This window comes from Actinomyces dentalis DSM 19115 (assembly GCF_000429225.1).
Classification (GTDB): Bacteria; Actinomycetota; Actinomycetes; order Actinomycetales; family Actinomycetaceae; genus Actinomyces; species Actinomyces dentalis.
In genome coordinates this window covers 33016-57685 of sequence record NZ_KE386867.1, presented here as the reverse complement: position 1 = coordinate 57685, position 24670 = coordinate 33016, and the positions used below count along the sequence as shown (strand labels likewise).

Below are 24670 nucleotides of genomic sequence, written 5' to 3'. Positions count from 1 at the left end.
CGATCGGCCGCTGAGCGGGCGCGGACCGCGGCCCGCGCGGGCTGTGCGCCTGCGGCCCGGGTCCGCCCTTCGCCCCTGTGCGCGGACCGCGGTCCGCACGGGGCTACGCTGCGCCCATGACCCTCGCCGTCGTCACCGACTCCGCGGCCTTCCTGCCCCCCGCGCTCGCGGCCGAGCGCGGCATCGGCGTCGTCGAACTGCACGCCATTGAGGGGGACGACGGCGCCACCACGGCCCGCCCGTCGGTGGCCGAACTCGCCGAGGCCTACGAGACGGCCCTGTCGGGGGCCGACGAGGTCCTCGCCCTGCACCTGACCGCCGTGCTGTCCGGCACCATCGACAACGCCCGCCTGGCCGCCGCCCGCTTCGACGGCCGGGTGCGGGTGCTGGATCTGGGCGTGAGCGCCGGCGCGCTCGGCCTGGCCGCCCTGGCGGCGGCGGACGCCGACGACGCGCGCCGCGGCGCCGCCCGGGCCCGGGACTCGGCCTCCCGCTCCCGGCTCTTCTTCCTCGTCGACAGTCTCTCCCACCTGCGCCGCGGCGGGCGGATGGACCGGACGACGGCGATGGTGGGCGGGGCCCTGGGCATCCGCCCGATCCTCAGCGCGGACGCGGGGGGCCTGCGCGTCATCGGGGCGGTGCGCGGGGCGGGCCGGGCCCGGCGCCGCCTCATCGGCCTGGCCGTGGAGGAGGCCGGCGGCGGGGCGCCGCGCCGGCCGCGCCTTCCCATGCGGCTGGTGCGCCTGGCCGTCCACTACGGCGACGACCCGGGCGCGGGCCTGGCCCTGGAGAACGACCTGGCGGAGGCCATGGCGCAGGCGGGCACCCGGGTGGAGGCGATCCTGCGCTCCCCGGTCGACGCCGCCACGCGGGTCCACCTGGGCCCCGGGGCCCTGGGCATCGTCGTCGCCCCGGCGCTGGCGCGGGACTGACCGGCGACCCGCCTGCGCCGGGCCCTCTCCCTCGGTCGCCCCGGCGCCGGCGCGGGGCCGACGGCGCCCGGGGAGCGTCGACCGGGCCGTATCGGACCGCGCCGGGCTCCACAGGGGGCGGCGGCGACACCCCGGCGGGACGGCGTCCACAGGGTCCGGGCACGGCCCGCCCGGACCCGCCTAACCTCGGACCATGAGCGGAAAACGGGTGGCCGGAGGCCACGGGCGGACCAGTCTGGAGGAGCTCGTGCGCGTGGCCTGCTCCACCGACCCGCTCGACCCCGTCATCCGGCCCCGGCGGCTCGCCCTCGCGCCGCGCGCGGCCATGGTCTTCGGCGCGCTGCTGCTCGTGCTGGGGCTGGGCCTGGCGCTGCGCGCCGTCCTGACGGCCCCCGACGGCGCATCGGGGGGCGCCTCCCCGACCGCCACCGGGCTCCCAGCGGCCGCCGTCGACCCCGCCGCGACCGGGCCGCCCGGTTCCGCCGCGGCCCCGCGGGCGCGCCGGCGGGTCGGATCGTCGTCCACGTCGTCGGCGCCGTCGTCTCGCCCGGCGTCGTCGTACTGGCCGACGGCGCGCGCGTGGCCGACGCCATTGCGGCGGCCGGGGGCGCCGCCTCCGACGCCGACACCGAGCAGCTCAACCTCGCCCGCGTCCTGGACGACGGGGAGCAGGTGCGCGTGCCGCACGCGGGGGAACAGCTGGCCGCCCCCGACCCGGGCCCGTCCCCGCCCGGCGCGTCCGGCGGGGGTGCGGCGGCCGGATCGTCCGGCGGGAGCACGCCCGGCGGCGGGGTGGTCAATATCAACACCGCCGGCGTCTCCGAGCTGGAGGCCCTGCCCGGCATCGGCCCGGCCCTGGCCGCGCGCATCGTGGAGTACCGCGACGGCCACGGCCCCTTCGCCTCCGTCGACGACCTGACCGACGTCCCCGGCATCGGTCCGGCCAAGCTCGAGGCCCTGCGCTCCCAGGCCACCGTATGAGATCGCCCGGCAGCGCCCGTCCATCCGGCAGTATCCGCTCGTCCAATGGCGCCCGTCCGCCCGATGGCGCCCGCTGGCCCGACCGCGCCCGCTGGCCCGCGTTCCGGGCGGCGCCCGTCGACGCGCCCGCCCCCGGCCGCCGTCCGGAGTGCATCGACGCGCCGCCCGCCCCCGAGGCCCTCGACCTGCGCCTCGCGCCCGTCGCCCTCGCGGCCTGGGCCGCGGCCGGGTGGGGATGCGCGGCCGATGTGCGGGCCTGCCTGGGAGCCGGGGCCGTCGCCCTGGCGGCGGCCGGGATCGCCCTGGTGCCCGCGCTGCGCCACCGGCCCGCGCGCCACCGCCACGACCCGCGCCCCGGAGCCCAGGTGCCCGGCGGCGCCCGCGGGTCCGTCGCCGCCAGCGCCCTGGTGGTCGCGCTCGTCTGCGCGAGCGTGCTGGGGGTCACGGCCGCCCTCCTCCACGTGCGCGAACGCGACCCCCTGACCGTCGCGGCCGCAGCCTCCCGCCGGGCGACCCTCATCGCCACCGTGAACACCACCCCGCGCCCGGTCGTGACGGCGCGTCGCCCCGCGGTGCTGGTCGAGCTGGGGGTCCGCAGCGTCGACGGCGCCCCCTCCCGTCAGAGGGCGGTGGTCCTCGGCGACTCCCGGTGGCTGGACCTCCCCCTGGGGGCGACGGTCCGCGTGCACGGACCGCTGCGGGCCGCCCAGCCCGGTTCGGCCGAGGCCGCCTGGCTGGGCGCGGGCGCCTCCGTGAGGGTGCTGGCCGAGCCGTCGGGCTCGCTCGCCCGCGTCGGGCGCCTGCGCGAGGGCCTGGCCCGGGCCGCGGGCGCCGAGCCGGCCGACGTCGCCGAACCGGACGCGGGCGCCGAACCGGACGCGGGCGCCGAACCGGACGCGGGCGGACGGGCCGCCGAACCGGACGGTGGCGACGGGACCCCGCGCTGGCCGCCCGGCGCCCGCGCCCTCGTGCCCGGCGTTGCCCTCGGCGACGACCACGCCCTGCCCCAGACGGTGCGCGAGGAGATGCGCACGGTCTCAATGACCCATCTCACCGCCGTCTCGGGCCAGCACGTCGCCCTCGTCCTGGGCCTGGTGCTGACCGGGCTCGGGGTGGTGCCCCGGCGGGTGCGGGCGGGTGCGGGACTCGTGGTGCTGACGGGCCTGGTCGTCCTCGTGCGCCCGGGCGGATCGGTGCTGCGCGCCGGGGTCATGGGCGCCGTCATGCTCGCCGGCGTCGCCTCGGGGCGCCGCTCGGTCTCCATGCCGGCCCTGGCCGGCGCCGTGCTGATCCTCGTGCTCATCGACCCCTGGCAGTCGCGCGACTACGGCTTCGCCCTGTCGGTGGCGGCCACGGCGGGCATCCTGGTGGGGGAGCGGCCCGCCCGCACGGCCCTGTCCCGGCGCCTGCCGCGCTGGCTCGCCGCATCGCTGGCCCTGCCCCTGGTCGCCCAGGCGGCCTGCGCTCCGGTGCTGATCCTGCTCCAGCCGCAGGTGGGCCTGTGGTCGGTGCCCGCGAACGTGATCGCGGCGCCCCCGGTGCCCGTGGCCACGATCTGCGGGCTGGCGGCGGCGCTCGTCGAGCCGCTGTGGCCGGGTGCGGCGGCCTGGGCCGCCCTGCCCGCGGTGGCCTCCTGCGCCTGGCTGGCCGCCGTGGCCCACGTCTTCGCCGCCCTGCCCGGCGCCCGGATCCCCTGGCCCGGGGGCTGGCCGGGGGCGGTCGGCCTGGCGGTCCTGGAGGCGGCGGTCGCGCTCCTCGTCTCCCGCCGGGCCCGGCGCCGCCTGCTGCGCGTGGCCCGCGGGCCCGCCCGGGCCGCGCTCATGGCCGCATCCGCGGCCGCACTCACGGCCGCGCTGCGGACCCTGCGCGCACTGCGGTCACCGGCACCGGCGCCGCGCCGACCGCGCCCGCCGACGCCGCGTGGCAGGCTTGGCCCATGGCACCGCCCCGATCCGCCCGCCGCGGCTCACGCCCCGCCCCGGCGGGCCCCGCCTGGGACGAGGTCGCCCTCGCGCCGATCGTCCTCATCCGCGCCGGCGAGGAGGTCATCGCCGACCGCGCCGTCGCCCGCCTGGTGGCCCTGGCCCGCCACAGGGATCCGGAGACCCGGGTCGCCACGCTCGAGGCCGCCTCCTACGAGCCCCACCGGCTCGACGCCCTCGTCTCGCCCTCCCTGTTCGGCGAGCCCAGGCTCGTCCTCGTCCCCGCCCTGGAGCAGATGAACGACGCCCTCCTGACGGACCTGCTGGCCTACACCGGGGCCGCCGAGTCCGACGTCGTCGTCCTCCTGCGCCACAACGGGGGCCGGCGCGGCAAGAAGCTCCTCGACGCCATCGCCGCCTCCCCCTACCCGGTGGTGACCATTGCGCCCGTCAAGTCGCCCCGGGACAAGGCGGCCCTGGTCTCCGCCGATGTGCGCCGCGCCGGGCGCCGCATGGAGTCCGACGCCGTCGGCGCCCTCGTGGACGCCCTGGGCAGCGACCTGCGCGAGCTGCTGTCCGCCGTCGACCAGCTCGTGGCCGACACGCGGGGCACCATCACCGTCGAGGACGTCAACACCTACTACGCGGGCCGTTTCGAGGCCACGGGCTTCACCGTGGCCGACGCCGCCGCGGCCGGCGACGTCGCCAGGGCCATCACGGCGCTGCGCCACGCCCTGGCCACCGGCACCGAGCCCGTGCCGATCGTGGCCGCCCTGGCCATGAAGATCCGCCAGCTCGCCCGGGTGGCGGCCATGGCCGGGCGCGGCGGGATCACCGCCGGGGACCTGGGCATGGCCCCCTGGCAGGTGGACCGCGCCCGCCGCGAGCTGTCCGGCTGGTCCGACGACGCCCTGGCCGCCGCGATCGTGGCAGTGGCCAGGGCGGACGCCGAGGTCAAGGGCGAGGCCCGCGACCCGGTGTACGCCGTGGAGCGCGCGGTCCTGACGATCTGCCGGGCGCGCCGAGGCCGCTCCCCCCGCCGCTGAAGCCGTCCCGGGGCGCTCAGCGCTTGCGGTACAGGGACTTGGTGGCGTAGACGGGCTCGTTGGTCACCTGGATGCCCAGGGCGCGGAAGATCCCCTCGTCCACGGACCCCAGGATCGTGGAGGTATGCACGTCGCAGCCGCGCAGGTTCTCCAGCTGGGCCAGGGCCCGGGCGGCGGCCTCGTCGGCGGAGGCGGACACCGCCAGGGCGATGAGGACCTCGTCGGTGTGCAGGCGCGGGTTGCGGCTGCCCAGGTGGCGGGTCTTGAGGGTCTGGATCGGCTCGATGGACTCCTTGGCGAGCAGGTCGACGTGCCTGTCGATGCCCGCCAGGCGCTTGAGGGCGTTGAGCAGCATCGCCGAGCAGCAGCCCAGCAGGGCGGAGGTCTTGCCCAGCTCAATGGTGCCGTCGGGCAGCTCGATGGCGGAGGCGGGCGCCCCGGTCGCGGCCGCCAGGTCCAGTGCGGGCCCCACCACCGGCCGGTCCTCCTTCTCCACGCCCAGGCGCGCCATGAGCAGGGCGATCCGCCCGGACTGGACCGGGTCGGCCATATCGCGCTTCTCGACCACGAGCGCCTTGTAGTAGCGGCGGATGACCTCCTGGCGGCTCGCCTCGCGGCAGACCTCGTCGTCGCTGATGCAGTAGCCGGCCATATTGACGCCCATGTCCGTGGGCGAGGCGTAGGGGGAGGTGCCCAGGATCTCCTCGAACAGGCGGGCCAGGACCGGGAAGACCTCGACGTCGCGGTTGTAGTTGACGGTCTGCACCCCGTGGGCGGCCAGGTGGAAGGGGTCGATCATATTGACGTCGTCGAGGTCGGCCGTGGCGGCCTCGTAGGCGATATTGACCGGGTGGTCCAGGGGCAGGTTCCAGATGGGGAAGGTCTCGAACTTGGCGTAGCCGCAGGCGCGCCCGCGGGCGTGGTCGTGGTACATCTGCGACAGGCAGGTGGCCATCTTGCCGCTGCCCGGCCCCGGGGCGGTGACGACGACCAGGTCCCGGGTGGTCTCGATGTACTCGTTGCGCCCGTAGCCCTCCGGGGAGACGACGCGGGCGACGTCGCCGGGGTAGCCGGGGATCGGGAAGTGGCGGTAGACCCTGATGCCCAGGCGCTCGAGCTTGTGCTTGAAGGCCCGGGCCCGCGGGTTGTCGTCGGTCCAGCGGGTGATGACGACGCTGCTCACGTACAGCCCGTAGTCGCGGAAGGCGTCGATGTGCCGCAGCACCTCGTCCTCGTAGCCGGTGCCCAGGTCGGCGCGGACCTTGTTGCGGGCCAGGTCCCGGGCGGAGACGGCCACGACGATCTCGACCTCGCTCGCCAGGGAGGCCAGCATGACGATCTTGTTGTCGGGGGTGAAGCCGGGGAGGACCCGGGAGGCGTGCATGTCGTCGACGAGCTTGCCGCCGAACTCCAGGTAGAGCGTGCCGCCGAACTGTGTGCGGCGCTGGGCGATCCGCTCGGACTGCATGCGCAGGTACTTGTCACGATCGAATCCAATGCGCACGAACCTCTCCTTATGTGCGAACGGGCGGGCTCGGGGCGGCCCGGCACAGCCTAGCGCGCGGACGGGGCGGGCGCCCGCTGCGCACGGCGACGCGCCGTCGGTCCGGTCCGCGCACCGCAGCGCCTTGCGGCGGCCGCCGGGGCCGGTTCGCACGGCCCGGGAGCGCACGAATGGGGGCGCCTCGCGAAGAGGCGCCCCGATGGGGAGACGGCCCGCTCTCAGAGCGCGGCGACGCGCCTGGCGAGCTTGGACTTGCGGTTGGCGGCCTGGTTCTTGTGGATGATGCCCTTGGAGGCGGCCTTGTCGAGCTTGCGGCAGGCCTTCTTCAGCCCCTCCTCGGCGGCGGCCTTGTCACCGGCCTCGATGGCCTCGCGCACGCGGCGCACGTAGGTCTTGAGCTCGGACTTGACGGACTGGTTGCGCAGGCGGGCCTTCTCGTTGGTCTTGATGCGCTTGATCTGAGACTTGATATTCGCCACTGTGAGAGGAGCTTTCTTGATTCGAGTGCGGTCGATTGGCCGGGAGGAGGGTTCGCGCACACGGGCCAGGAGGGTGGCGGAAGCACCCGGTGGACCCGGTCGCCGGACCCGCGGCCGACCGGCCAGAGGTCCAGGCGGCGACTCTACCAGGCGGCGGGAGGCCCGGCCCGGACCGGTGCGGGGTCCAGGACGTGAGGTGCGTCAACACCCTCGGTCCGGGCGCGCGTCATGCGGCGGGCTCGTCACCGAGCCTGATCACGTGCTCGGCCCGTTCGACGAGCCGCTGGTCGTGGGTGACGACGAGGACGCCCGCTGCGGACCCCACCCACTCGTCCAGCATGCCGGTGACCAGGGCGCTGAGGTCCTCGTCACCGCCCGCCGTGGGCTCGTCGAGGACGACGAGCCCGGGCTCGCGCATGAGCCGCGTGCGTGCGAGGGCGACCCTCATGCGCTCGCCCCCGCTGAGGGAGTCGACGCGCCTGCGCGCGAGGCCCTCCACGGCGGTGCGGGCCATGACCTCCGACACGAGGTCGGAGCGCCGGCGCCATGGCAGTGCGAGGGACCAGGCCGCGTGCCGCAGGTTGCGGGCGACGCTCCAGGAGTCCTCGAGCAGGAGGTGCTGGGGCTGCAGGGCGATCGTGCGCCGGTGCAGGGCCCGCACGGACCGGGGGCTCATGCCTGCGGCGCTCACGCCCTCGAAGGCGATCTCGCCGGTGCAGTCGCGGTCGTGGAGGCTCAGGCACCACGCCGTCGTCGACTTGCCGGAGCCGTTGGGGCCGGTCAGGGCGGTGACCGCGCCCCGGGTGAGCGAGAGGTCGAGGTCCTGGACGAGGGCGCGCCCCCCGCGCACGATGGTCAGTCCTGTGACGGTGAGCAGATCAGCCATGGTGCGCCCTCATCCGGTTGTGGTCGGCGGATGCCCGCCGGTGCCCGACGGCGGCGGCGCCGATGAGCGCGGCGGCGCACGCGGCATGGGCGACGACGACGGGAGAAGCCGGGGCGAGCAGCGAGTGCGCGGCCAGGGCGGCGAGCTCGGCGAGGAGAAGGAGGAGCGGCACGAGATGGACCGTGAGGCCTGTGCGCCCGCCGAGGAGGCGCCCGATCTGCTGCTGCCGCCGGTGCGCCTGGACCCAGGACCTCGTGGCGACGCTCGTGCTCACGACCGCGGCCGCGCCGGAGGCCATCAGGACCAGGGCGTCGAGGACGAGCCGCTGCGTGCTCTGACCGATGGTGGCGGTGCGGCCGCCTCCGACGGCGTCGATCCGCCCGACGAGACCGGCGAGACGGTGGGCGCTGAGGTCCGCCAGCAGCTCCTCCTGGGTGGTGGCGGTGACGAGGACGGCGCCCTGCGACAGCGCGGACAGGTAGCTCGTGGGCGCGAGGTAGCCGTCGGGCACGACGACGATGAGGCAGTCGCTCGTGCTCGCCCCGGTGCCGCTGAGGAAGAAGCTGATGGCGGGCAGCGACTGGGGCAGGTGCCGGGCGGCCTGCGCCAGGTCGTGGACGGTGATGGCGGGTGCGGCCGCGCCGCCGCCGAGCCGGGCCTCAAGGGCGGCGTCCCGGCTGAGCCGTGCCGTGAGGGCCGCGTCGTCCTCGGCGCCGCCCTGACGCCGGTAGAGCGCGACCTCGGTGGGACCGACGGTCTCCAGGCCGTAGTGGGAGGCGGCGGTGTTGTTGAGGTACAGGGTCGGGGTGCCGCCGGCGTCCGGGGTCGTGTCGTCGGGGACGGCCCAGGCGAGCACGAGCGAGCCGGTGGCCTCCTCGTCCTTGATGAAGGAGTCGATGCGGGGCATGAGGCTGTCGTAAGCGGACTCCGAGGCGGTGCGGATGCTCAGCGAGTAGGAGGCGGGCAGCGAGTCCTGCGCCTGTGCCTGGTGCCGCAGGGCCTGGTCCTGGAGGATGTCGGTGACGACCGCGTCGCTGGAGGAGGCGAAGGACCAGGTCATGGCCAGGGCCGCGCCGCACACGAGTGCGCCCGGCGCCATCCGCACCCGTGGAGCGAGCGCCGGCGAGCCGACGGCGCGCCCTCGGCCGGTGCGCGCGAGCACCGCCCACCCGAGGGCCGTGCCGATGACGGTGGTGGTGAGGGCGGCGAGCGCGGCGACGACGATGAGCTCCGCCATGAGGCGGTGGACGCTGAGCAGGGCGCCGGCGTGGACGTCGTAGGCCATGATGAGCCCGAGTGCGCCCAGGGGGGCGAGGATCCAGGTGCTGACCGACACGAGCCCCAGCCTCAGCAGGCGGATGAGCAGGCGGGCGCGCGAGCGCCCCGACAGGAGACTGTGGCGGAACGGCGCGGGGCGTGCGAGCACGGCCGACGCCGTGACGACCGTGTGGGTGAGCAGCGCGAGAAGCAGCGCGCGGCCGAGGGCGGATTGCCGCATCGCCTGCGTCGCGGTTCCCGGGACCAGCGCGTCCGACTTCCAGATCGCGTCGCCCCACTGCGCCCGCGCCGCGTCGAGGAAGTGACGGACACGCTCCTCGCCGCCGATGACGTTCCACGCGCCCAGCGCCGGGTCCTGAGCGGGGCTGCCCGCGTACACGATGGGCGCCTCGGAGAACACGGGTGTCAGCGGTGGACGGATGTAGTCGTCCGGGTCGTGTCCGAGCACCTCGATGACATTCGTGGCGAGCGGCTCCCCGGTCTGCCCCATGGCGTCCGTGGTCATGCGCAACTGCACGGCCTCGACGCCGTGCCGCTCGGCCAGTGACAGCAGCTCCTCGGGGCTGACGCCCGTCTCGGTGATGATGACCCGGGCGGTGCTCTCAGCCGGGAAGACGTAGTCCAGATCCCGGGGGACGAGGAGAACGACCGCGAGCGTCAGGGCCAGGAGGAGGGCCCAGGTGGTGCGAGTGACGAGGTTCATGCGCGTGAAGGGGATCGATCCTGGGCGGCGGAGGGCTGCGGACCGCAGTGCGGTTCTCAGCCCCAGTGCCGCCGCAGGGCCCGGGTGGCCTGCTCGAAGACGGTGCGGCTGAGCGTCGCGCCCTCGCGCCGCACCGCGGCGGGGTCGACGAGCAGCAGACGGTCCAGGCGCATCTCACTGGGGCGGCCCTGCGGATCCCAGGCCCCGGTGCCCACGTCGTGCCAGTGGCGGCCCCACCGGGCCTCCTGGGCGGCGTCGCGGTCGTGGTCCTTGCTGGTGAGCTGGGCGACGACGAACCGGCCGCCGGCCCGGGCCAGCACGAGGACGGGGCGGTCCTTGCCCTGTGCGGCGTCCTCCTCGTAGGGCACCCACGTCCACACGACCTCGCCGGGGTCGGCCTCGCCGTCGGGGTCGGGGCGGTAGTCGAAGCGGGGCAGGCCCCGGGCCGCGACGTCGTAGACCTCGACGCCCCGCGCTCCGCGGGGCGCCGCGCCGACCGGGTCGCGCCCGTGAGGGGCCCCTCGGCCATGGGCGCGGGGCGGGTGCGGGTGCGGGGCGTCGGCGGGCGGCGGGACCATGGCCCGAGCCTAGCGGCCTTCGCGGCCCGCGCCCGGCGGCGGGGCCGCCGCGCTCACCGCCGTTCGCGCAGGGCGCGCAGCAGCCCCGCCACGGCGCACGCTCCGCCGGCCGCCCACAGCCCGGCGATCATCCCCCCGGGCGGGGTCAGCGGGTAGTCCACGCCGAAGCCCTCCAGCAGCCCGCGCAGCTCGATCAGCGGCGGCAGGACGGACAGGCCGGAGATGACGACCATCACCAGCGCCGTCGTCAGCCCCACCCCGACAAGCGCCCCGGCGACCGCGGCCCGACTCATCCCCAGCCGCCGCAGGCGCCCCACCTGCACGCGCAGGTCGTCGGCCAGCCCGGCCGCCCCGCGCACCAGCACGAGCAGGACGACGGCGGCGACGGGGCCGACCATGGAGGCCACCGTGAGCGCCTTGGCCGTGGCCTCGTGCGCCGTGATCCGGGACAGCTGCTCCTCCTGCGTCATCCACTCGGCCGAGGGCGCGGCCCGGCGCACCGCGTCAATGCCCCCCGGCGCCAGGGCGCAGGCGCGGTGGACCACGGCCCGCGGGTCGGCGACGGGGAAGGTCGAGTCGTCGACGACGAGTGCGCCGGCCAGGGCGGACAGGGGGTTCACGAGCGCGACGACGGTCAGGGCGATCCGGTTGCCGGCGTCGTCGTGCATGAACAGGCGCTCGCCGAGCTCGTGGCCGTCCGCGTCGGCGGCGACGGCGGTGCCCGTCACGTCCCCCAGGGAGCCCGCGACCACCTGGCCCTCGACGACCATGGCCCCCATGGCGGCCGGGTCGATGCGCCGCAGCAGCGCGGTGGAGGCCGGCTCGGCCTCCAGCACCCACCCGGAGTCGGCGTCGAACGGGCTGATGAGCACGCCCGCGCCGGCGGCCGCCGCGGCCTCGTCCCGGGGGACCGGGGAGGCGGTCCAGGCGCTGGCCCGCAGCGTCCGGGCCGCCTCCCACTGGACGACCGTGCTCGACGCCGCCGCCAGCAGGTAGGAGGTGGTCCCCAGGGTCGTGAGCAGCGACCCCACCAGGGCCAGGGAGCACACGCGCCCGCGGTGGGCGACGAGCAGGCCGCCGGTCGCCAGGCCGATGGCCCCGGCCCGTTTGACCAGCGCCCCGACCGCCCGCACCAGCAGGGGCGACAGGGCCCACAGGAGCACGACGGCCGCGAGGGCCGAGCCCAGGGGGACGGCGTTGGCCCTGTCGACGCTCATCGGCTCCCGCAGGAGCCGGACCAGGACCGCGCCGCCCGCCGCGCCCGCCAGCGGGCGCCCCCACGCGCACGCGCGGCGCCGCACGGCCGTGCGGGGTGAGGGCCGCGGGGCGGGCGCATCGGCGTCGATGCCGGCCAGGCCCCGGCCCCGCCACCACAGCGCCAGGACGTCGAGGACCACGAGCGCGGCCCACGCGCCCGCGGTCGCGGCGGGCTCGGGGGAGACGGTCAGGTCGCGGGTGTCCAGGCCGCCGACGGTCAGGATCATGCGGAAGACGGCGGACACGAGCGGGGCCAGGACCACGGCCGCCACCAGGGCGGGCGCGGCCGCGGGCAGGACGCCCGCCACCAGGCCGGCCCGCACCCGGCGGCGCGAGGCCCCCAGGAGGCGCAGGGAGCGCGAGGCGGCGGCGAAGCCCTCCACGGTGAAGGAGGCGATCGTCCCGCTGAGCATGAGGGCGACGACGCCGGCGATGACGACGACCATGGTCGTGAAGTTGATCAGGCCCCCGAGCTGGGAGATGCGCGACAGCAGGTGCGTGGTCATCAGGGGCGCCGAGCGCAGGGCGGCCGCGGCGTCGCGCGCCCGCACGAGCGTGCCGAGCATCCCGCCCAGGACCGCGCCCAGCAGGGACAGGGCGAGCAGGTGGGCGGCGAGGAGGCGCCGGTGACCGGTCAGGACCAGGCGCGCGATCATGCCCGCTCACCCCCGCGCGCGGTCAGGTGCGAGATCCGGGCGGCGGTGGGGCGGCTCAGGCGCTCCTCGATGACGCCGTCGCGCAGGACGAGGACCTCCTGGGCGGCGGCGGCCACGGCCGGGTCGTGGGTCACCATGAGCACGCTCGTGCCCGCCCGGGCCGCGCGGGCGAGCAGCTCGATGACGACGGCGCCGGAGCGCTCGTCCAGGGCCCCGGTGGGCTCGTCGGCGAAGACGACCCCGGGGGAGGAGGCCAGCGCCCGGGCGATGGCCACGCGCTGGCGCTGCCCGCCCGACAGCTCGTCGGGCCGCTTGGGCCCCAGCCCCGCCAGCCCGACCCGCTCCAGCGCCGCGTCGGCCTCGTCGCGCGTGAGCGGGCGGCGGGCCAGCTTCGCGCCCAGGCGGATGTTCTCCGCCGCGCTCAGCTCCTCCAAGAGGTTGTAGTCCTGGAAGACGGTGGCCGTCCGGGCGGCGCGCAGCCGGGAGCGCCGGGAGTCGCTCAGCGCCCACAGGTCGGCGCCGTCGTAGGAGACGGTGCCGGCGGTGGGGCGCACGGTGCCGGCGAGCATGCCCAGCAGGGTCGACTTGCCCGAGCCGGAGCGCCCCATGAGGGCCAGGAAGGCGCCGTCGGGCACCTCCAGGTCGATTCCGCGGACGACCGGGCCGTCCGCCTGCCGATAGGTCTTGCCCAGCCGGTGGGCGATGAGGCGCATGAGGGTTCTCCTGAGAAAAGGTGGGGGCGGGGGCGGCCCGCCGCTGACGGTTCCCATCCAATCCGCCGCCCCGCCCCGTTTCGAGGGGGCCGGGTGGACATCGGAGGGTAGAGCGGGCTCTACCGACGGGGCCGGGGCGGGCCGGTAGGCTCCGGGGCGATGCACCCCCGTCAATCCGCCGCCCCGCCCGCCCCGGGCTCCGCCGACGACGCCGCCCCGGCGGGCTCCGCCGGCCCGGATGTTGACGCCGCCCCGCCCGCCGCGGGGCGCGGCCGGCCGGGCGCCCTGCTGCCGGCGCTGCCCGCCGCCCGGCGCTCGCTCGTCTGGACGCTGCTCCTGGGGCTGGGCGCCCTCCCCCTGGCCGCGGCGACCCTGATCCTCCTGCCCTGGGCGCCGCTGACGGCGCGGGTGCTCGATCCGCGCCTGCGCGCGGGCGCCGTCTGGCTGGGTCACGACGGCCCCTTCCGCCGCCCCGCCCCCTACGCGGACGGCGGGCAGGTCCTCAACCTCCTGCTCCAGATCGCCGTGGGCCTGGTGTGCGCGGCGATGTGGGCGGCGGTCCTGCTCCTGGGCGGCACCCTCGTCGCCATGGGCCTGTACGCGCTGGCCCACCCGGGGCGGGACTACGGCATCGGCCCGTGGCGGGACACCGGCCCCGTGCCGATCGTGCTGGTCGACGGGGCCCTGACGGCCCTGCTCCTGGTCGCCGTCGTCTTAGCGGCCAGGCTGCTGGCCTGGGTCAGCGCCCGGGCGACGGTCCTGACCAACGCGGCCGACGAGGGGGCGGCCGCCCTGGCCCGCTCCCGCGACGTCCTCCTCGACGCCTTCTCCGGGGAGCGGCGCCGGATCGAGCGCGAGCTCCACGACGGCCCCCAGCAGTACCTGACCGCCATCCGCCTCAACCTCGCCGCCCTCGAGCTGGGGCTGCGCCACGGCCGGGACCCGCGGGATCTGGCCGAGACCATGGGCTCGGCCCGCGCCAACGCCGCCGCCGCCCTGGCCTCCCTGCGGGCCGTCGTGCGCGGCATCGCCCCCCAGGTCCTGCAGGACGAGGGCCTGGTCGCCGCCCTCGACGAGCTCCTGGCCCACTGCGGGCTCAGCGCCCGCCTGAGCGCCTCCGGCCCCGACCGCGCCCTGGACCACACCCGCGCACTGCTCGCCTACCACTGCGTGAGCGAGGCCCTGACCAACGCCTCCAGGCACGGCGGCGCCACCGCCGTCGAGGTGGGCCTGATCTGGCCGCGGCGCCTGCCGGGGACCATGCGGATCGAGATCGACGACGACGGGTGCGGGCCGGGCGCGCCCCCGGACCCGGACGGCGCGCCGGGCGCCGGGTCCGAGCCGGGCGCGGGCACGGGCATCGCCGGCCTGCGCGAGCGGGCCGCCGTCCTGGGCGGGGGCCTGGAGCTGGGGTCGTCGACCCGCCTGGGCGGGGCGCGGCTGGTCCTGGACCTGCCCCTTGCCGAGGCGGGGCCGCCCCCGGCGCCGTCGCCGGCACCGTCCGGCCCGACCCGCGCCCGCACCCCGCAGGAGGCCCGCCCATGAAGATCCTGCTCGCCGAGGACTCCGCCCTCCTGCGCGCCGGCCTCGCCCAGGTCCTGCGCGCCGTCGGGCACGAGGTCGTCGAGGTCGGCGACGCCGACGAGCTGATGGAGCGCGCCGAGTCGACGGCCCCCGACTTCGTGGTCACCGACGTGCGCATGCCCCCGGGCATGGGCGACGACGGCCTGCGCGCCGCCCAGGCCCTGCGGGAGCGGTGGCTGCGCGAGGGCCGCGGCCCCCTGCCGGTGCTCGTGCTCAGCCAGTACGTCGCCGCCGGCTACCTCGACCGGCTCCTGGAGCACGGCGGCTTCGGCTACCTCCTCAAGGAGCGGGTGGGGGACGTCGACGAGCTGATCCGGACCCTGGAGGAGGTGGCCGGCGGCGGGACGGTGGTGGACCCGGAGGTCGTGGCCACGCTCCTGGGCGCGCGCCGCCGCGGCGTCGAGCGCCTCACGCCCCGGGAGAGGGAGGTGCTCGGCCTCATGGCCGAGGGCCTGTCCAACGCGCAGATCGCGCGCCGGCTCGTGCTCTCGGCGGCGGCCGTGTCCAAGCACGTGTCCGGGGTCTTCACCAAGCTCGGCTTCCTGCCCGAGGACGAGAACCGCCGGGTCAGGGCGGTTCTCATCTGGCTGCGCCGCCGCGGGATCTGAGCCGCGGGATCCGACCCGGGGCGCCGCGCCCGGAAGACGCTCACAGCGCCCCGCCGCGGCGGCGGGCCACCAGGACCAGCAGCCCCCAGCACACCGCGCCGCAGACCGCCGTGCCGGCCAGCAGCGCCACCAGGCCGGACGCGTCGAGCGCCCCGACCGTGCCCAGCGTCTGCGAGCCCAGCGTGAGCGCCCGCGTCACCAGCGACTGCGGCCACGCATTGGCCAGCGCACCGCCCTTCAGAACCAGGGCGACGCCCACGACGATCCCCCCGAAGCACACGGCCACCGGCGCCGCGAAGGACCGCATGCGCATGCTCAGCAGCGACTGGACGGCGATGAGGGGCTGGGCGGCCGGCACCGCGATGAGGCACTCGACGGCGAAGCTCGTCGGCGGAACCGGTCCCAGGCCCAGCGCCGCCCCCACCAGCCAGGTCAGGGCCAGGACCATCACCTGCATGAGGACCACGGGCGCCGTGATGACCAGGGTCTTGGCGGCGGCCAGGGCCGCGGGCGAGTGCGTCGTCGTGCGCATCGCGGTCCAGCTGGACCCGCGGTGCTCGGGGCGCCAGGCCGCCGAGCCCAGCAGCGCCACGCCCAGGGAGAAGAAGAACATGCTGTAGAAGACGAAGACCTGGGAGGCCAGGGCGTCCCACTGGCGGGGCAGGTCGTTCCTGAGCAGGTTGACGGTTCCGGACACGACGGTCAGCGCGGGCAGCACGAGGGCGACGACCCACACGGCCGAGCGGCGCAGCTTGAGCGCCTCGGCGGCCAGCAGCGCGCCGAAGGAGGCGCGGCGCCCGCGCCGGGTCGTGACGTCCGGGGCGGGGCCCGCGACGGCGGGGCGCACGGGGCCCGGCGGGGCGGGGGCGGTGGACGGGGGAGCGGTCATGGGGATCACCTCTCGATCCGGTCGAGCCGCCGGGTGGCGACGGCGAAGAGGACGGCGGACAGGACCAGGAAGCCGGCCACCCACCCCGGGGCGGGGGCGGTGTAGCGCGCCGTCGCGCCCTCCATCCGGGCGCAGGAGATGACGGCGTAGTAGCCCCACGGGACCAGGCGCGCCACCGACGCGGGCGCCAGCAGCATGTAGACGCCGATGAAGGAGCCGATCAGCCCCACGCCCACGCCGATGAGCTGGTTCTCCACGACCGCGGCCAGCCACACGTGGAAGGCGCACAGGGCCAGGTCCACGGCCATGAGCTCGACGGTGTACAGCGCCCACGGGCCCGCGTCGAGCGGCACGCCCACCCCGGACAGGCGCGCCCAGGCCACCAGGGCCAGGCTCTGGACCAGGACGGCCGGAACGACGACGACGGCTAGGGCCGCCAGCTTGGCCCGGCACAGGGCCCCGGGGGCGCGCCCGGCGGTGGCGAACAGCGTCCAGCCCGCCCCCGAGTGCTCGATGTCGGTCTGGCGGCTGGCCAGCACCGAGGCCAGGACCGGGCCGGTGATCGCCGCCATCAGCGTGTAGCCCAGCAGCAGCTGCTCCCACATGTGCGAGCCGGGCCGGGTGAAGGCCGCCCGGTCGGCGCTCATCAGGTTGATCCCGGACAGGGCCACCGTGGCCGCCACCACGGCCGCTGCCACCGGCACGGTGCGCAGCCGCCGCATCTTGGCCAGCTCCAGGGCGAGCCCGCCCGCTGTTCCGCCGGACGCCGCGGCGCGCCCGGCGGGGACGCGCGCGCCCATCACAGCGCCCCCGCCCCGCCGGTGAGGTCCATGAAGACCTCCTCCAGGCTCTTGGGCTCGCGGCGCAGCTCGTGCACGGGCACCCCGGCCCCCACCAGGCGGCGGGCCAGCTCGGCGGCGCCGTCGGGGCTCAGGCCCGGCACGCGCATCCCCTCGGTGGCGGGGACGGCCGCGCCCGGCCCGTTCGCGGGCACGAGCCCGGCCAGGACCTCGGCGCTCAGCGCCGCTCGCCCCGCCGGGGTGACCACCAGCAGGTCCGGCACGGAGCGCTCCATGAGCTGGGCGCGCGTGCCCTGGAAGACGAGCCGCCCGGCGGACAGGATGCCCAGCACGCCCGCCATGCGGTCGATCTCGTCGAGCAGGTGGCTGGAGACCATGACCGTCACGCCCCGGCCGGCCAGCTCGACCAGCAGCCGGCGGATCTCCTCGATGCCCGCCGGATCCAGGCCGTTGGTCGGCTCGTCCAGGATGAGCAGCTCGGGCTCGCGGGCCAGGGCCATGGCGATCCCCAGGCGCTGCTTCATCCCCAGGGAGTAGGCGCGCACGAGCTTGTCCCGGTGCTCGTTCAGGCGCACCAGCGCCAGCGCCCGCTCGACCTGCCCGTCGGACAGCCCCAGCAGCTTCTGCACGATCCGCATGTTCTCCGCGCCGGTGAGATGGCCGTAGCCGGGCGGGCGCTCGATCATGGAGCCGATGCGGGCCATGAGCGGGCCGCGGGCGGCGCGGGTGAGGTCCTGGCCCAGGAGCCTCACCGACCCGGCGGTCGGCTCGAGCAGCCCCAGCAGCATCTTCATGGTCGTGGACTTGCCCGATCCGTTGGGCCCCAGGAAGCCGTAGACGACCCCGCGCGGCACGACCAGGTCGAGGCGGTCGACGACGGTGCGGGCGCGGGCCCCCGAGCCGAAGACCCGGGTCAGGCCCGCGGTGGTGATGGCCGGTCCGGCCGGGCGGTCCGGGGCGGCCGGCGGGGCGGCGGGAGCGGGGCCGCGCCGGGTCGGGGCGGGCGGCGCGGACGCCGGCGCCGACGGCGGTGCGGGAGTTCGTGCGTTCATGGCCCCCGATCCTGCCGGGCGGGGCCGGGCGGGTCGTCGGGCCGTGGTCTGAGATTCAGCCCGCCCGGCGCCGCGGCGCTCATACCCGGGTATGACGCCCCGCGGCCCGCGCGCCGGTACGGTCGTGGCCATGACCGTCGAACGAGCCGGGCGGCCGCCGGGCGCGCGGATCAGGCCCGGCGCGGCCGACGTCCTCCTCGCCGCCCTCCTGGCCTGCTTCTGCGCATTCAACCCCGCCGGCGCCCCGGACCCCGGCGGGAGCGCCGCGGTGCGGGCCGTCTTCCTGGCCGTGACCGCCGCGTGCTGCACGGCCATCGCGCTGCGGCGCCTGCACCCCGCCGCCTCGGTGGGCGTCATCGGGGCGGCCCTGAGCCTCCACCTGGCCGTCATGGAGGACCTGTCGCTCCTCGCGATCGCCTCCTGCCTGGTCGCCGCCGAGACGACCCAGAGCCGCATGCGCCGGCCCTGGGGCCCGGCGCTCCTCGCCCTGGTCTACGCCGGAACGGTGCTGGCTGCCTACCGCGTCAGCGGGTTCATGAACCCCGAGACGGCGGGGGCCTACGTCATCCCCCTGGTCGCCGGGTGGGCGCTGGTCTCGGTGGCGGCGCTCGTGGGCGCCGCCCGGCGCCGGGCGCGCGAGCGCGTCGAGCGGGCCCTGGAGCGGGCCGCGATCCTTCAGGCGCAGCAGGACGTCGAGCGCCGGCTCGCCGTGGCGACCGAGCGCGCCCGCATCGCCCGCGACGTCCACGACCTGCTGGGCCACTGCCTGTCGGTCATCTCCATGCAGGCCGCCGGCGCCCGCGCCGTCCTGGCCGCCGATCCGGGTGCGGCCGACGCCGCGCTCGGAGTCATCGGCGAGACGAGCCGCCGGGCCGTGGACGAGGTGCGCGCCCTGGTCGACGTCCTGCGCGCCGACGACGAGGCCGCGGACCCCGGCGCGGCGCCGCCCGCATCCGCGGAACGCGGCGCCCCCGCGCCCGCGAGTCCCGGGGTCTTCGCGGACCCGCCGGGCGCATCCGCGGATCCGTCGGACGGATCCACGGCGGGCCCGGCCGCGCCGGGGTTCGACGGCCCGTCCAACGGCCCGTCCAACGGCCCGTCCGGCGGTGCGCCCGGCGGCCCCGGACCGGCTCCGGCGTCCGGCGCCGTCGCCCCGCCGGGGCTGGAGGACGTGGCCGGCCTGCTCGCCCGCGCCCGCCGCGCCGGTCTGCCGGTGAGCCTGTCGCTGCTGCAGACGGCCGACGTCGCCCCCGAGGTCGGCGAGGCCGTCTACCGCGGCGTCCAGGAGGCGCTGACCAATGTCATGCGGCATGCGGCCGGCGCCCCGACCACCGTCACCATGACCGTGGGCGATCGCCTCGACGTCGTCGTGGACAACGAGGCCCCCGCGCGCGCCGGCGCCGGGGCGGATGGCGCCCGCCGCACGGGCGCGGGCCTGGCGTCCATGGCGGAGCGGGTCGCCAGCGTCGGCGGATCCCTGGAGGCCGGCCCCGGGCCCGCGGGCGGCTGGCGGGTGCGCATCGCCGTGCCCGCCCCGGCCGCGGGCGCCGCGGCGGGCCCGGAGCCGGGTGCGGGCCCGGGCACCCCGGCGGGTCCGGGCGCGGACGCGGGCCGGAGCGCCGCGACCGAATGGGATACCGAGCGGGGCGCGGCGTGAGCGCGGTGATCCGCATCGGCCTGACCGACGACGAGCCCCTGCTCACCGCGGGACTGGCCATGCTGCTGGGCGCGCAGGGCGACATGGAGGTGGTCTGGCAGGCCGCCGACGGCCACCAGGCGCTGCGCAGGGCCGAGTCCGACCCCGTCGACGTGCTGCTGCTGGACATCCAGATGCCGGGGCTGGACGGCCTGGACACCACGCGCCGCCTGGTGTCCGGCGGCGCCCAGGGCCGCATCATCATCCTGACGACCTTCGACACCGACGGCTACGTGCTGGGCGCCATCGAGGCGGGCGCGGCCGGATTCCTGCTCAAGAGCACCGCGCCCGAACAGCTCGTCGAGGCGGTGCGCACGGTGCACGCGGGGGACTCGGTCATCTCGCCCGGGCCCACCCGGCGCCTGCTGGGCGCGGTGCGGCGGGGCGCCCCGGCGCCGTCGGACCCGGCGGCGCGCGCCGCCCCGGCGCCGGGCGGCGCGGGGGAGCTCGCCGGGCTGACGGGGCGCGAGCGCGAGATCCTGCGGCTGGTCGCCATCGGCCTGACGAACCGGGAGATCTGCGACAGGCTGTGGGTGAGCATGCCGACGGTCAAGACGCACGTATCCCACCTGCTGGCCAAGACCGGCTCGCGCGACCGCGTCCAACTGGTGCTGCTGGCCCTGCGCTCCGGCGTCGTGCGCCTGGACGAGGTCCTGGCGCAGTAGGCCCCGCGCGGGCCCGCCGCCGGCGTCGGCTCACCGCCGGCGCGCGGCCGCCTTCATCGCCGCCACGAATTCGCCCAGCTCGGCCTTCATCGCCGCCACCGCCGCGGCCAGCGCGGCCGGATCCCCGTCCGGACCCGCCGCCGCGGCCAGCGCGGGCGCGTGCGCCTCCACGATCTTGACCGTGGCCGAACCGCTGATCGCCCCGTCGGCCCCGGCCGCGATCGCCTCGGCCACCTGGTCGGGCCGCGAGATGCCGAAGCCCAGCATGACCGGGGCCGACGCGTCGGCGCGCAGCCGGGCCACCGAGGCGGCCAGGCCGACGGTCGAGGCCGCGCGCTCGGTGCCCGTCACGCCCGCGCGCGAGACCGCGTAGACGTATCCGCGCGAGGAGGCCGCCACCGCATCCAGGGTCCGGGTGTCGGCCGAGGGCGGGGCGATGTAGACCGCGTCGACCCCGGCCGCCGCCGCCGCGGCGGAGAAGGCGTCGCCCTCGCGCACGGGCACGTCCGCCAGCAGCACCGAGTCCACCCCGGCCCTCGCGCACTCGGCGTAGAAGTCCCGCGGTCCGAGGGAGAAGGGCACGTTGCCGTAGATGAGCATGCCGATGGGGATCTCGGGGTGGCGGGCGCGCACCCGCGCCACCACCGCCAGGGCGTCGGCGAACCCCGTCCCCGCCTCCAGGGCCCGGATGTGGGCCCGCTGGATCGTGGGGCCGTCGGCCACCGGGTCGGAGAAGGGCGCGCCCAGCTCCAGGGCGTCAGCACCGCCGTCGATGAGCGCCTCGACGACCTCCTCGCTCAGCTCCGGCGTGGGGTCGCCGAGCATGACGAAGGGGACGAAGGCGCCCTCGCCGGCCGCCCGCAGTCGGGAGAACATTCGGAAGTAGCGGCTCATCTCAGGCCTCCTGCCCCGCCGACGACGAATACCGGGTGCGCCCGCCCATCTCCTCGACCACGGCCGCGGCGCGAGCCACGGCGCCGTCGGAGGAGAAGGACCCGCCCAGCCGCATGCGCACCTGGTCCAGGTCCTTGTCCCCGCGCCCGGACAGGCACACCAGCAGGTGGGGGGCCGGGGCGCCCGGCGGCGTCCCCCTGGCGATCTTGAGGGCCTGGGCCAGGGCGTGGGCGGACTCCAGAGCGGGGATGATGCCCTCGTGGCGCGACAGGGCGACGAAGGCCTCCACGGCCTCGTCGTCGGTGATGCCCACGTAGCGGGCCCGCCCCGTGTCGGCCAGCCAGGCGTGCTCGGGGCCCACGCCCGGGTAGTCCAGGCCCGCCGAGACGGAGAAGGACTCCTCGACCTGCCCCTCGGGCGTGCGCATGAGGTAGGAGCGGGCCCCGTGGAGGATCCCGGTCCGCCCGGCGTTGATGGGGGCGCCGTGACGGCCCGTCTCCAGGCCCGCTCCGGCCGGCTCCACGCCGATCAGGCCGACGCCGGCGTCGTCGATGAACTCGCTGAACATGCCGATGGCGTTGGAGCCCCCGCCCACGCAGGCGATCACCTCGTCCGGCAGTCGCCCCGTCAGGGCCAGCACCTGGGCGCGGGCCTCGCGGGAGATGCAGCGGTGGTACTCGTGGACGATGGTGGGGAAGGGGTGGGCGCCGGCGGCCGTGCCCAGCAGGTAGTGGGTGGTGGCGAAGGACGCCGTCCAGTCGCGCAGCGCCTCGTTGACGGCGTCCTTGAGGGTGCCCGCCCCGCTGGCCACGGGCACCACGCGCGCGCCCATGAGTTCCATGCGCTCGACGTTGGCCGCCTGGCGCACCACGTCGGTGGCGCCCATGTAGATGGTGCACTCCAGGCCCAGCAGGGCGCAGACCATGGCGGTGGCGGTGCCGTGCTGGCCCGCTCCGGTCTCGGCGATGATGCGGGACTTGCCCATGCGCCTGGCCAGCAGCGCCTGACCCAGGACCTGGTTGCCCTTGTGGGCCCCGCCGTGGACGAGGTCCTCGCGCTTGAGGAGGATGCGGGCCCGGCCCTCCAGCGGCAGGGTCCGCAGCTCGGTGACCGGGGTGGGCCGGCCCAGGAAGCGGCGCATGAGGTCGTCGAGCTCGGCGGCGAAGGACGGGTCGGACCGGGCCTCGATGAAGGCGTCCTCCAGCTGGTCGAGGGCCGGGATGAGCAGCTCGGGCACGTACTGCCCGCCGTAGGGGCCGAAGTAGGCGGGCAGTCTGGGGTGGTGCGCGTCGCGCCCGCGGGGCGGGCGGGCGGGGGCCGGCGCACCGGCGTCGTCGGCGCTGGCGGGCCCCGACGCATTGCGGCCGGCGTCGGCGTCGGCGCCGTGCGGGCCGACGGCGGGGCTGGCGCCGTCGACCCCGGCCTGCCCGCCGGTCCCGGCGGGCAGGGGCACGGCGGTGGCCAGGGCCTCGGCGAGGGCGCCCGGGTCGGGGGCGCCCGACAGGGCCGAGCCGATGAGCAGGGCGTCGACCAGCCCGGCCAGGCGGCGCACGTCGTCGGCGCCCTCCACGCCCGACTCCCCGACGAGCACGGCGCCCGACGGCGCCAGCGGCGCCAGCTCCTCCGTGCGGGCGATATCGGTGGCCAGGGTCCGCAGGTCCCGGTTGTTGATGCCGATGACGCGCGCGCCCAGCCGCGCCGCCCGGTGCATCTGCTCGGGCGTGCAGACCTCCGTGAGGACCTCCATGCCCAGGTCCGCGGCCAGGTCGGCGAGTTCGCGGTAGACGTCGTCGGGCACAACGGAGAGCATGAGCAGGATCGCGTCCGCCCCCAGCGAGCGGGCGGCCAGCACCTGAACGGGGTCGACGACGAAGTCCTTGCACAGCACCGGCGCGTCCACCGCCGCGCGCACGGCCGCCAGGTCCTCGAAGGAGCCGTTGAAGCGGTCGGGCTCGGTGAGCACGGAGACGGCCGCCGCCCAGGGGGCGTAGGCGCGGGCGAGCCCGGCCGGGTCGTAGTCGGCGCGGATGGTGCCGCGCGAGGGGGAGGCCGCCTTGCACTCCATGATGAGGGCCGGGCGCGGGGTGGCGCCCTCGCCGGAGCGGGTGCGCAGGGCGTCGGCGAAGGAGCGGGGCGAGCGGGGCGGGGGCGCCTGGAGCAGGTGGCCGAATCGCTCGCGCAGCTCGGGGATGCGCGCCGTGCGCGCCTTAACGATGGAGTCCAGGACGGTGCCGGTGGCCATGAGGCGCTCGTCGACCGGCCGGCGCTCGGGGCGGCCGGAGCGACCGGTGAGCTCGGGGCGGTCGGGCTCCCCGGGGCGGCCGGCGGCGTCCGCGGCGGCCGGGCTCATCGGGCCCCCTCCCCGGCCCCGGCGGCGCTCGCGGCCGCCGCGGGGCTCGCCGCCCCGGCCCCGGTCATGGCCTCCAGGTGCTCGGCCACCGCCCCGCTCGCCAGTTGGTCCAGGGCCATGCGGGTGCCGTCGGCCAGGTTGTCGGCCGGCCCCGCCAGGTAGAGCAGGGCCCCGGCGTTGACGGCGATGGCGTCGCGGTGGGCGGGCCGTCCGCGCCCTGCGAAGACCTCCCGCAGCAGCCGGGCGTTCTCGTCCGGATCCCCGCCGAGCACGTCGGACAGCTCCCAGCGGCGCACGCCCAGCTCCTCGGGGGTGACCTCGTAGGCCTTGACGCCGCGGGGGGTCGCCTCGCGCACGAGGGTGGTGCCGTGCACGGCGATCTCGTCGGTGCCGGCGCCGTGGACGATGAGGGCCCGCTTGCGCCCGAGCCTGACCATGGCCTGGGCGATCATGTCGAGGATGGCGGGGTCGGCCACGCCCATGAGCTGGTAGGTCAGGTGCGCCGGGTTGAGCAGGGGGCCCAGCACGTTGAAGATCGTGGGGGTCGCCAGCGCCCTGCGGATCGGGGCCACGTGCTTCATGGCCGGGTGGTAGGCCTGGGCGAACAGGAAGACGAAGTGGTCGCGGGCCAGGACCTCCACCGCCTCCTGCGGGCTCAGGTCCAGGGGCAGGCCGAGGGCGGCGACGACGTCGGCGGCGCCGGTGCGCGACGACACGGCCCGGTTGCCGTGCTTGGCCACGCACACGCCCATGGAGGCCGCCACGATCCCGGCTCCGGTGGAGATGTTGATGGTGCCCGCGCCGTCGCCGCCGGTGCCCACGACGTCGACGAGCGGGAAGGGCACCTCGGGGAAGGCGCGGGCGGCCCCGCGGAAGGCCCCGGCGGCGCCGGCGACCTCGTCGGCGGTCTCCCCGCGCGAGTGGAGGGCCGCCAGCAGGGCGGCGGTCTCGGTCTCGGTCAGGTCGCCGGCGCCGAGAGCGGCGAAGACGACGCCGGTCTCGTCCTGGGTCAGGCGCCTGCCCTGGATGACGTCGCGCAGAAGACGGCGGGCGTCCTCGGCGTCGGCGACGGCGGCGGGCGCGCCGGCGACCGGCGTACTCATGGCGTTGTTCTCCGCGGGTGCGGTGGTCATGCGATCTCTCCTGAAGGGGTTGGTCGGTTGGTGACTGGCTGGTGGTGGACGTGTGGGAGGCCGG

At 76.8% G+C, this 24670-nt stretch carries 20 protein-coding genes and 1 pseudogene; 8 read left to right on the top strand and 13 right to left on the bottom strand.

Annotated elements, in window-relative coordinates; genetic code table 11:
- Nucleotides 1-116: 116 nt before the first annotated feature.
- The 4 genes and pseudogenes from G446_RS0114775 (at nt 117) to holA (ending at nt 4881) form a co-directional block, all read left to right on the top strand.
- Nucleotides 117-932: a DegV family protein gene (locus G446_RS0114775; RefSeq protein WP_026410708.1), complete on the top strand. Its 816-nt coding sequence runs from the start codon at nt 117-119 to the stop codon at nt 930-932.
- A gap of 12 nt (nt 933-944) precedes the next feature.
- Complete coding sequence (locus G446_RS21455) at nt 945-1913, top strand: ComEA family DNA-binding protein (protein WP_342664167.1); 969 nt, start codon at nt 945-947, stop codon at nt 1911-1913.
- A pseudogene (locus tag G446_RS21450) lies at nt 1910-3616 on the top strand (ComEC/Rec2 family competence protein); the annotation flags it as partial. The gene G446_RS21455 and the pseudogene G446_RS21450, both read left to right, overlap by 4 nt.
- Before the next feature lie 233 nt (nt 3617-3849).
- Nucleotides 3850-4881, top strand: a complete 1032-nt coding sequence (gene holA, locus G446_RS0114760) for a DNA polymerase III subunit delta (RefSeq protein ID WP_026410707.1) — start codon at nt 3850-3852, stop codon at nt 4879-4881.
- Between the two features lie 16 nt (nt 4882-4897).
- On the opposite strand, the gene G446_RS0114755 is transcribed toward holA, so the two are convergent.
- From G446_RS0114755 to G446_RS18410, 7 genes are all read right to left on the bottom strand, one after another.
- Nucleotides 4898-6385, bottom strand: coding sequence for a DUF1846 domain-containing protein (locus G446_RS0114755; RefSeq protein WP_026410706.1), 1488 nt, complete (start codon nt 6383-6385; stop codon nt 4898-4900).
- Nucleotides 6386-6603: 218 nt separating this feature from the next.
- A complete protein-coding gene (gene rpsT, locus G446_RS0114750) occupies nt 6604-6864 on the bottom strand; it encodes a 30S ribosomal protein S20 (protein ID WP_026410705.1) in 261 nt (86 codons plus the stop codon).
- A gap of 226 nt (nt 6865-7090) precedes the next feature.
- Complete coding sequence (locus G446_RS0114745; RefSeq protein WP_026410704.1) at nt 7091-7750, bottom strand: ATP-binding cassette domain-containing protein; 660 nt, start codon at nt 7748-7750, stop codon at nt 7091-7093.
- Nucleotides 7743-9731 (bottom strand): hypothetical protein, encoded by a 1989-nt coding sequence (locus G446_RS0114740; protein ID WP_026410703.1) that lies wholly within the window; start codon nt 9729-9731, stop codon nt 7743-7745. Before G446_RS0114740 ends, G446_RS0114745 begins: the two co-directional genes overlap by 8 nt.
- A 56-nt stretch (nt 9732-9787) precedes the next feature.
- Complete coding sequence (locus G446_RS18415) at nt 9788-10309, bottom strand: type II toxin-antitoxin system PemK/MazF family toxin (RefSeq protein WP_084779290.1); 522 nt, start codon at nt 10307-10309, stop codon at nt 9788-9790.
- Between the two features lie 53 nt (nt 10310-10362).
- Nucleotides 10363-12222, bottom strand: a complete 1860-nt coding sequence (locus tag G446_RS0114730; RefSeq protein ID WP_026410702.1) for a hypothetical protein — start codon at nt 12220-12222, stop codon at nt 10363-10365.
- Entirely contained in the window at nt 12219-12935 is a 717-nt protein-coding gene (locus G446_RS18410; protein WP_034471043.1) for an ABC transporter ATP-binding protein, read from the bottom strand. The genes G446_RS0114730 and G446_RS18410 overlap by 4 nt, the downstream gene beginning before the upstream one ends.
- Nucleotides 12936-13094: 159 nt before the next feature.
- Between G446_RS18410 and G446_RS18405 the strand changes: the two genes are divergently transcribed.
- Nucleotides 13095-14480 carry a sensor histidine kinase gene (locus tag G446_RS18405; RefSeq protein ID WP_051286062.1) on the top strand — a complete coding sequence of 462 codons (1386 nt, stop codon included), beginning with the start codon at nt 13095-13097 and terminating at the stop codon, nt 14478-14480.
- The gene (locus tag G446_RS0114715) at nt 14477-15127 is read left to right on the top strand and encodes a response regulator transcription factor (protein ID WP_026410701.1); all 651 of its coding nucleotides are present in this window, start codon (nt 14477-14479) and stop codon (nt 15125-15127) included. Before G446_RS18405 ends, G446_RS0114715 begins: the two co-directional genes overlap by 4 nt.
- Nucleotides 15128-15167: 40 nt before the next feature.
- Here G446_RS0114715 and G446_RS0114710 read toward each other — a convergent pair whose 3' ends face one another.
- From G446_RS0114710 to G446_RS0114700, 3 genes are read right to left on the bottom strand one after another with little or no spacing between them, the layout of a single operon-like run.
- Complete coding sequence (locus G446_RS0114710; RefSeq protein WP_026410700.1) at nt 15168-16016, bottom strand: ABC transporter permease; 849 nt, start codon at nt 16014-16016, stop codon at nt 15168-15170.
- Between the two features lie 5 nt (nt 16017-16021).
- Nucleotides 16022-16816: an ABC transporter permease gene (locus G446_RS0114705; RefSeq protein WP_051286061.1), complete on the bottom strand. Its 795-nt coding sequence runs from the start codon at nt 16814-16816 to the stop codon at nt 16022-16024.
- Nucleotides 16816-17868: an ABC transporter ATP-binding protein gene (locus tag G446_RS0114700; protein WP_051286060.1), complete on the bottom strand. Its 1053-nt coding sequence runs from the start codon at nt 17866-17868 to the stop codon at nt 16816-16818. Before G446_RS0114700 ends, G446_RS0114705 begins: the two co-directional genes overlap by 1 nt.
- Before the next feature lie 130 nt (nt 17869-17998).
- On the opposite strand from G446_RS0114700, the gene G446_RS18400 reads away from it, so the two are divergent.
- On the top strand, nt 17999-19525 hold the full coding sequence (locus G446_RS18400) for a sensor histidine kinase (RefSeq protein WP_084779289.1): 1527 nt from the start codon (nt 17999-18001) through the stop codon (nt 19523-19525).
- Between the two features lie 5 nt (nt 19526-19530).
- Entirely contained in the window at nt 19531-20229 is a 699-nt protein-coding gene (locus G446_RS0114690; protein ID WP_026410697.1) for a response regulator, read from the top strand.
- A 30-nt stretch (nt 20230-20259) separates the two neighbouring features.
- Here the strand turns inward: G446_RS0114690 and trpA are convergent, their stop codons facing one another.
- Genes trpA through trpD form a run of 3 tightly spaced genes read right to left on the bottom strand, consistent with a single transcriptional unit; the run spans nt 20260 to nt 24576 of the window.
- A complete protein-coding gene (trpA, locus tag G446_RS0114685; RefSeq protein WP_026410696.1) occupies nt 20260-21123 on the bottom strand; it encodes a tryptophan synthase subunit alpha in 864 nt (287 codons plus the stop codon).
- A 1-nt stretch (nt 21124) separates the two neighbouring features.
- Complete coding sequence (gene trpB, locus G446_RS18395; RefSeq protein WP_051286059.1) at nt 21125-23473, bottom strand: tryptophan synthase subunit beta; 2349 nt, start codon at nt 23471-23473, stop codon at nt 21125-21127.
- Nucleotides 23470-24576: an anthranilate phosphoribosyltransferase gene (gene trpD, locus G446_RS0114675; RefSeq protein ID WP_026410695.1), complete on the bottom strand. Its 1107-nt coding sequence runs from the start codon at nt 24574-24576 to the stop codon at nt 23470-23472. The genes trpB and trpD overlap by 4 nt, the downstream gene beginning before the upstream one ends.
- Nucleotides 24577-24670 lie beyond the last annotated feature (94 nt).

Bases quoted from the DNA above. Each gene is read 5' to 3' on its own strand.
- G446_RS0114775 (WP_026410708.1), top strand. From the start codon at position 117: ATGACCCTCGCCGTCGTCACCGACTCCGCGGCCTTCCTGCCCCCCGCG.
- holA (WP_026410707.1), top strand. From the start codon at position 3,850: ATGGCACCGCCCCGATCCGCCCGCCGCGGCTCACGCCCCGCCCCGGCG.
- G446_RS0114745 (WP_026410704.1), bottom strand. From the start codon at position 7,750: ATGGCTGATCTGCTCACCGTCACAGGACTGACCATCGTGCGCGGGGGG.
- G446_RS0114740 (WP_026410703.1), bottom strand. From the start codon at position 9,731: ATGAACCTCGTCACTCGCACCACCTGGGCCCTCCTCCTGGCCCTGACG.
- G446_RS18415 (WP_084779290.1), bottom strand. From the start codon at position 10,309: ATGGTCCCGCCGCCCGCCGACGCCCCGCACCCGCACCCGCCCCGCGCC.
- G446_RS0114730 (WP_026410702.1), bottom strand. From the start codon at position 12,222: ATGATCGCGCGCCTGGTCCTGACCGGTCACCGGCGCCTCCTCGCCGCC.
- G446_RS18410 (WP_034471043.1), bottom strand. From the start codon at position 12,935: ATGCGCCTCATCGCCCACCGGCTGGGCAAGACCTATCGGCAGGCGGAC.
- G446_RS18405 (WP_051286062.1), top strand. From the start codon at position 13,095: ATGCACCCCCGTCAATCCGCCGCCCCGCCCGCCCCGGGCTCCGCCGAC.
- G446_RS0114715 (WP_026410701.1), top strand. From the start codon at position 14,477: ATGAAGATCCTGCTCGCCGAGGACTCCGCCCTCCTGCGCGCCGGCCTC.
- G446_RS0114710 (WP_026410700.1), bottom strand. From the start codon at position 16,016: ATGACCGCTCCCCCGTCCACCGCCCCCGCCCCGCCGGGCCCCGTGCGC.
- G446_RS0114705 (WP_051286061.1), bottom strand. From the start codon at position 16,816: ATGGGCGCGCGCGTCCCCGCCGGGCGCGCCGCGGCGTCCGGCGGAACA.
- G446_RS0114700 (WP_051286060.1), bottom strand. From the start codon at position 17,868: ATGAACGCACGAACTCCCGCACCGCCGTCGGCGCCGGCGTCCGCGCCG.
- G446_RS18400 (WP_084779289.1), top strand. From the start codon at position 17,999: ATGACCGTCGAACGAGCCGGGCGGCCGCCGGGCGCGCGGATCAGGCCC.
- trpA (WP_026410696.1), bottom strand. From the start codon at position 21,123: ATGAGCCGCTACTTCCGAATGTTCTCCCGACTGCGGGCGGCCGGCGAG.
- trpB (WP_051286059.1), bottom strand. From the start codon at position 23,473: ATGAGCCCGGCCGCCGCGGACGCCGCCGGCCGCCCCGGGGAGCCCGAC.
- trpD (WP_026410695.1), bottom strand. From the start codon at position 24,576: ATGAGTACGCCGGTCGCCGGCGCGCCCGCCGCCGTCGCCGACGCCGAG.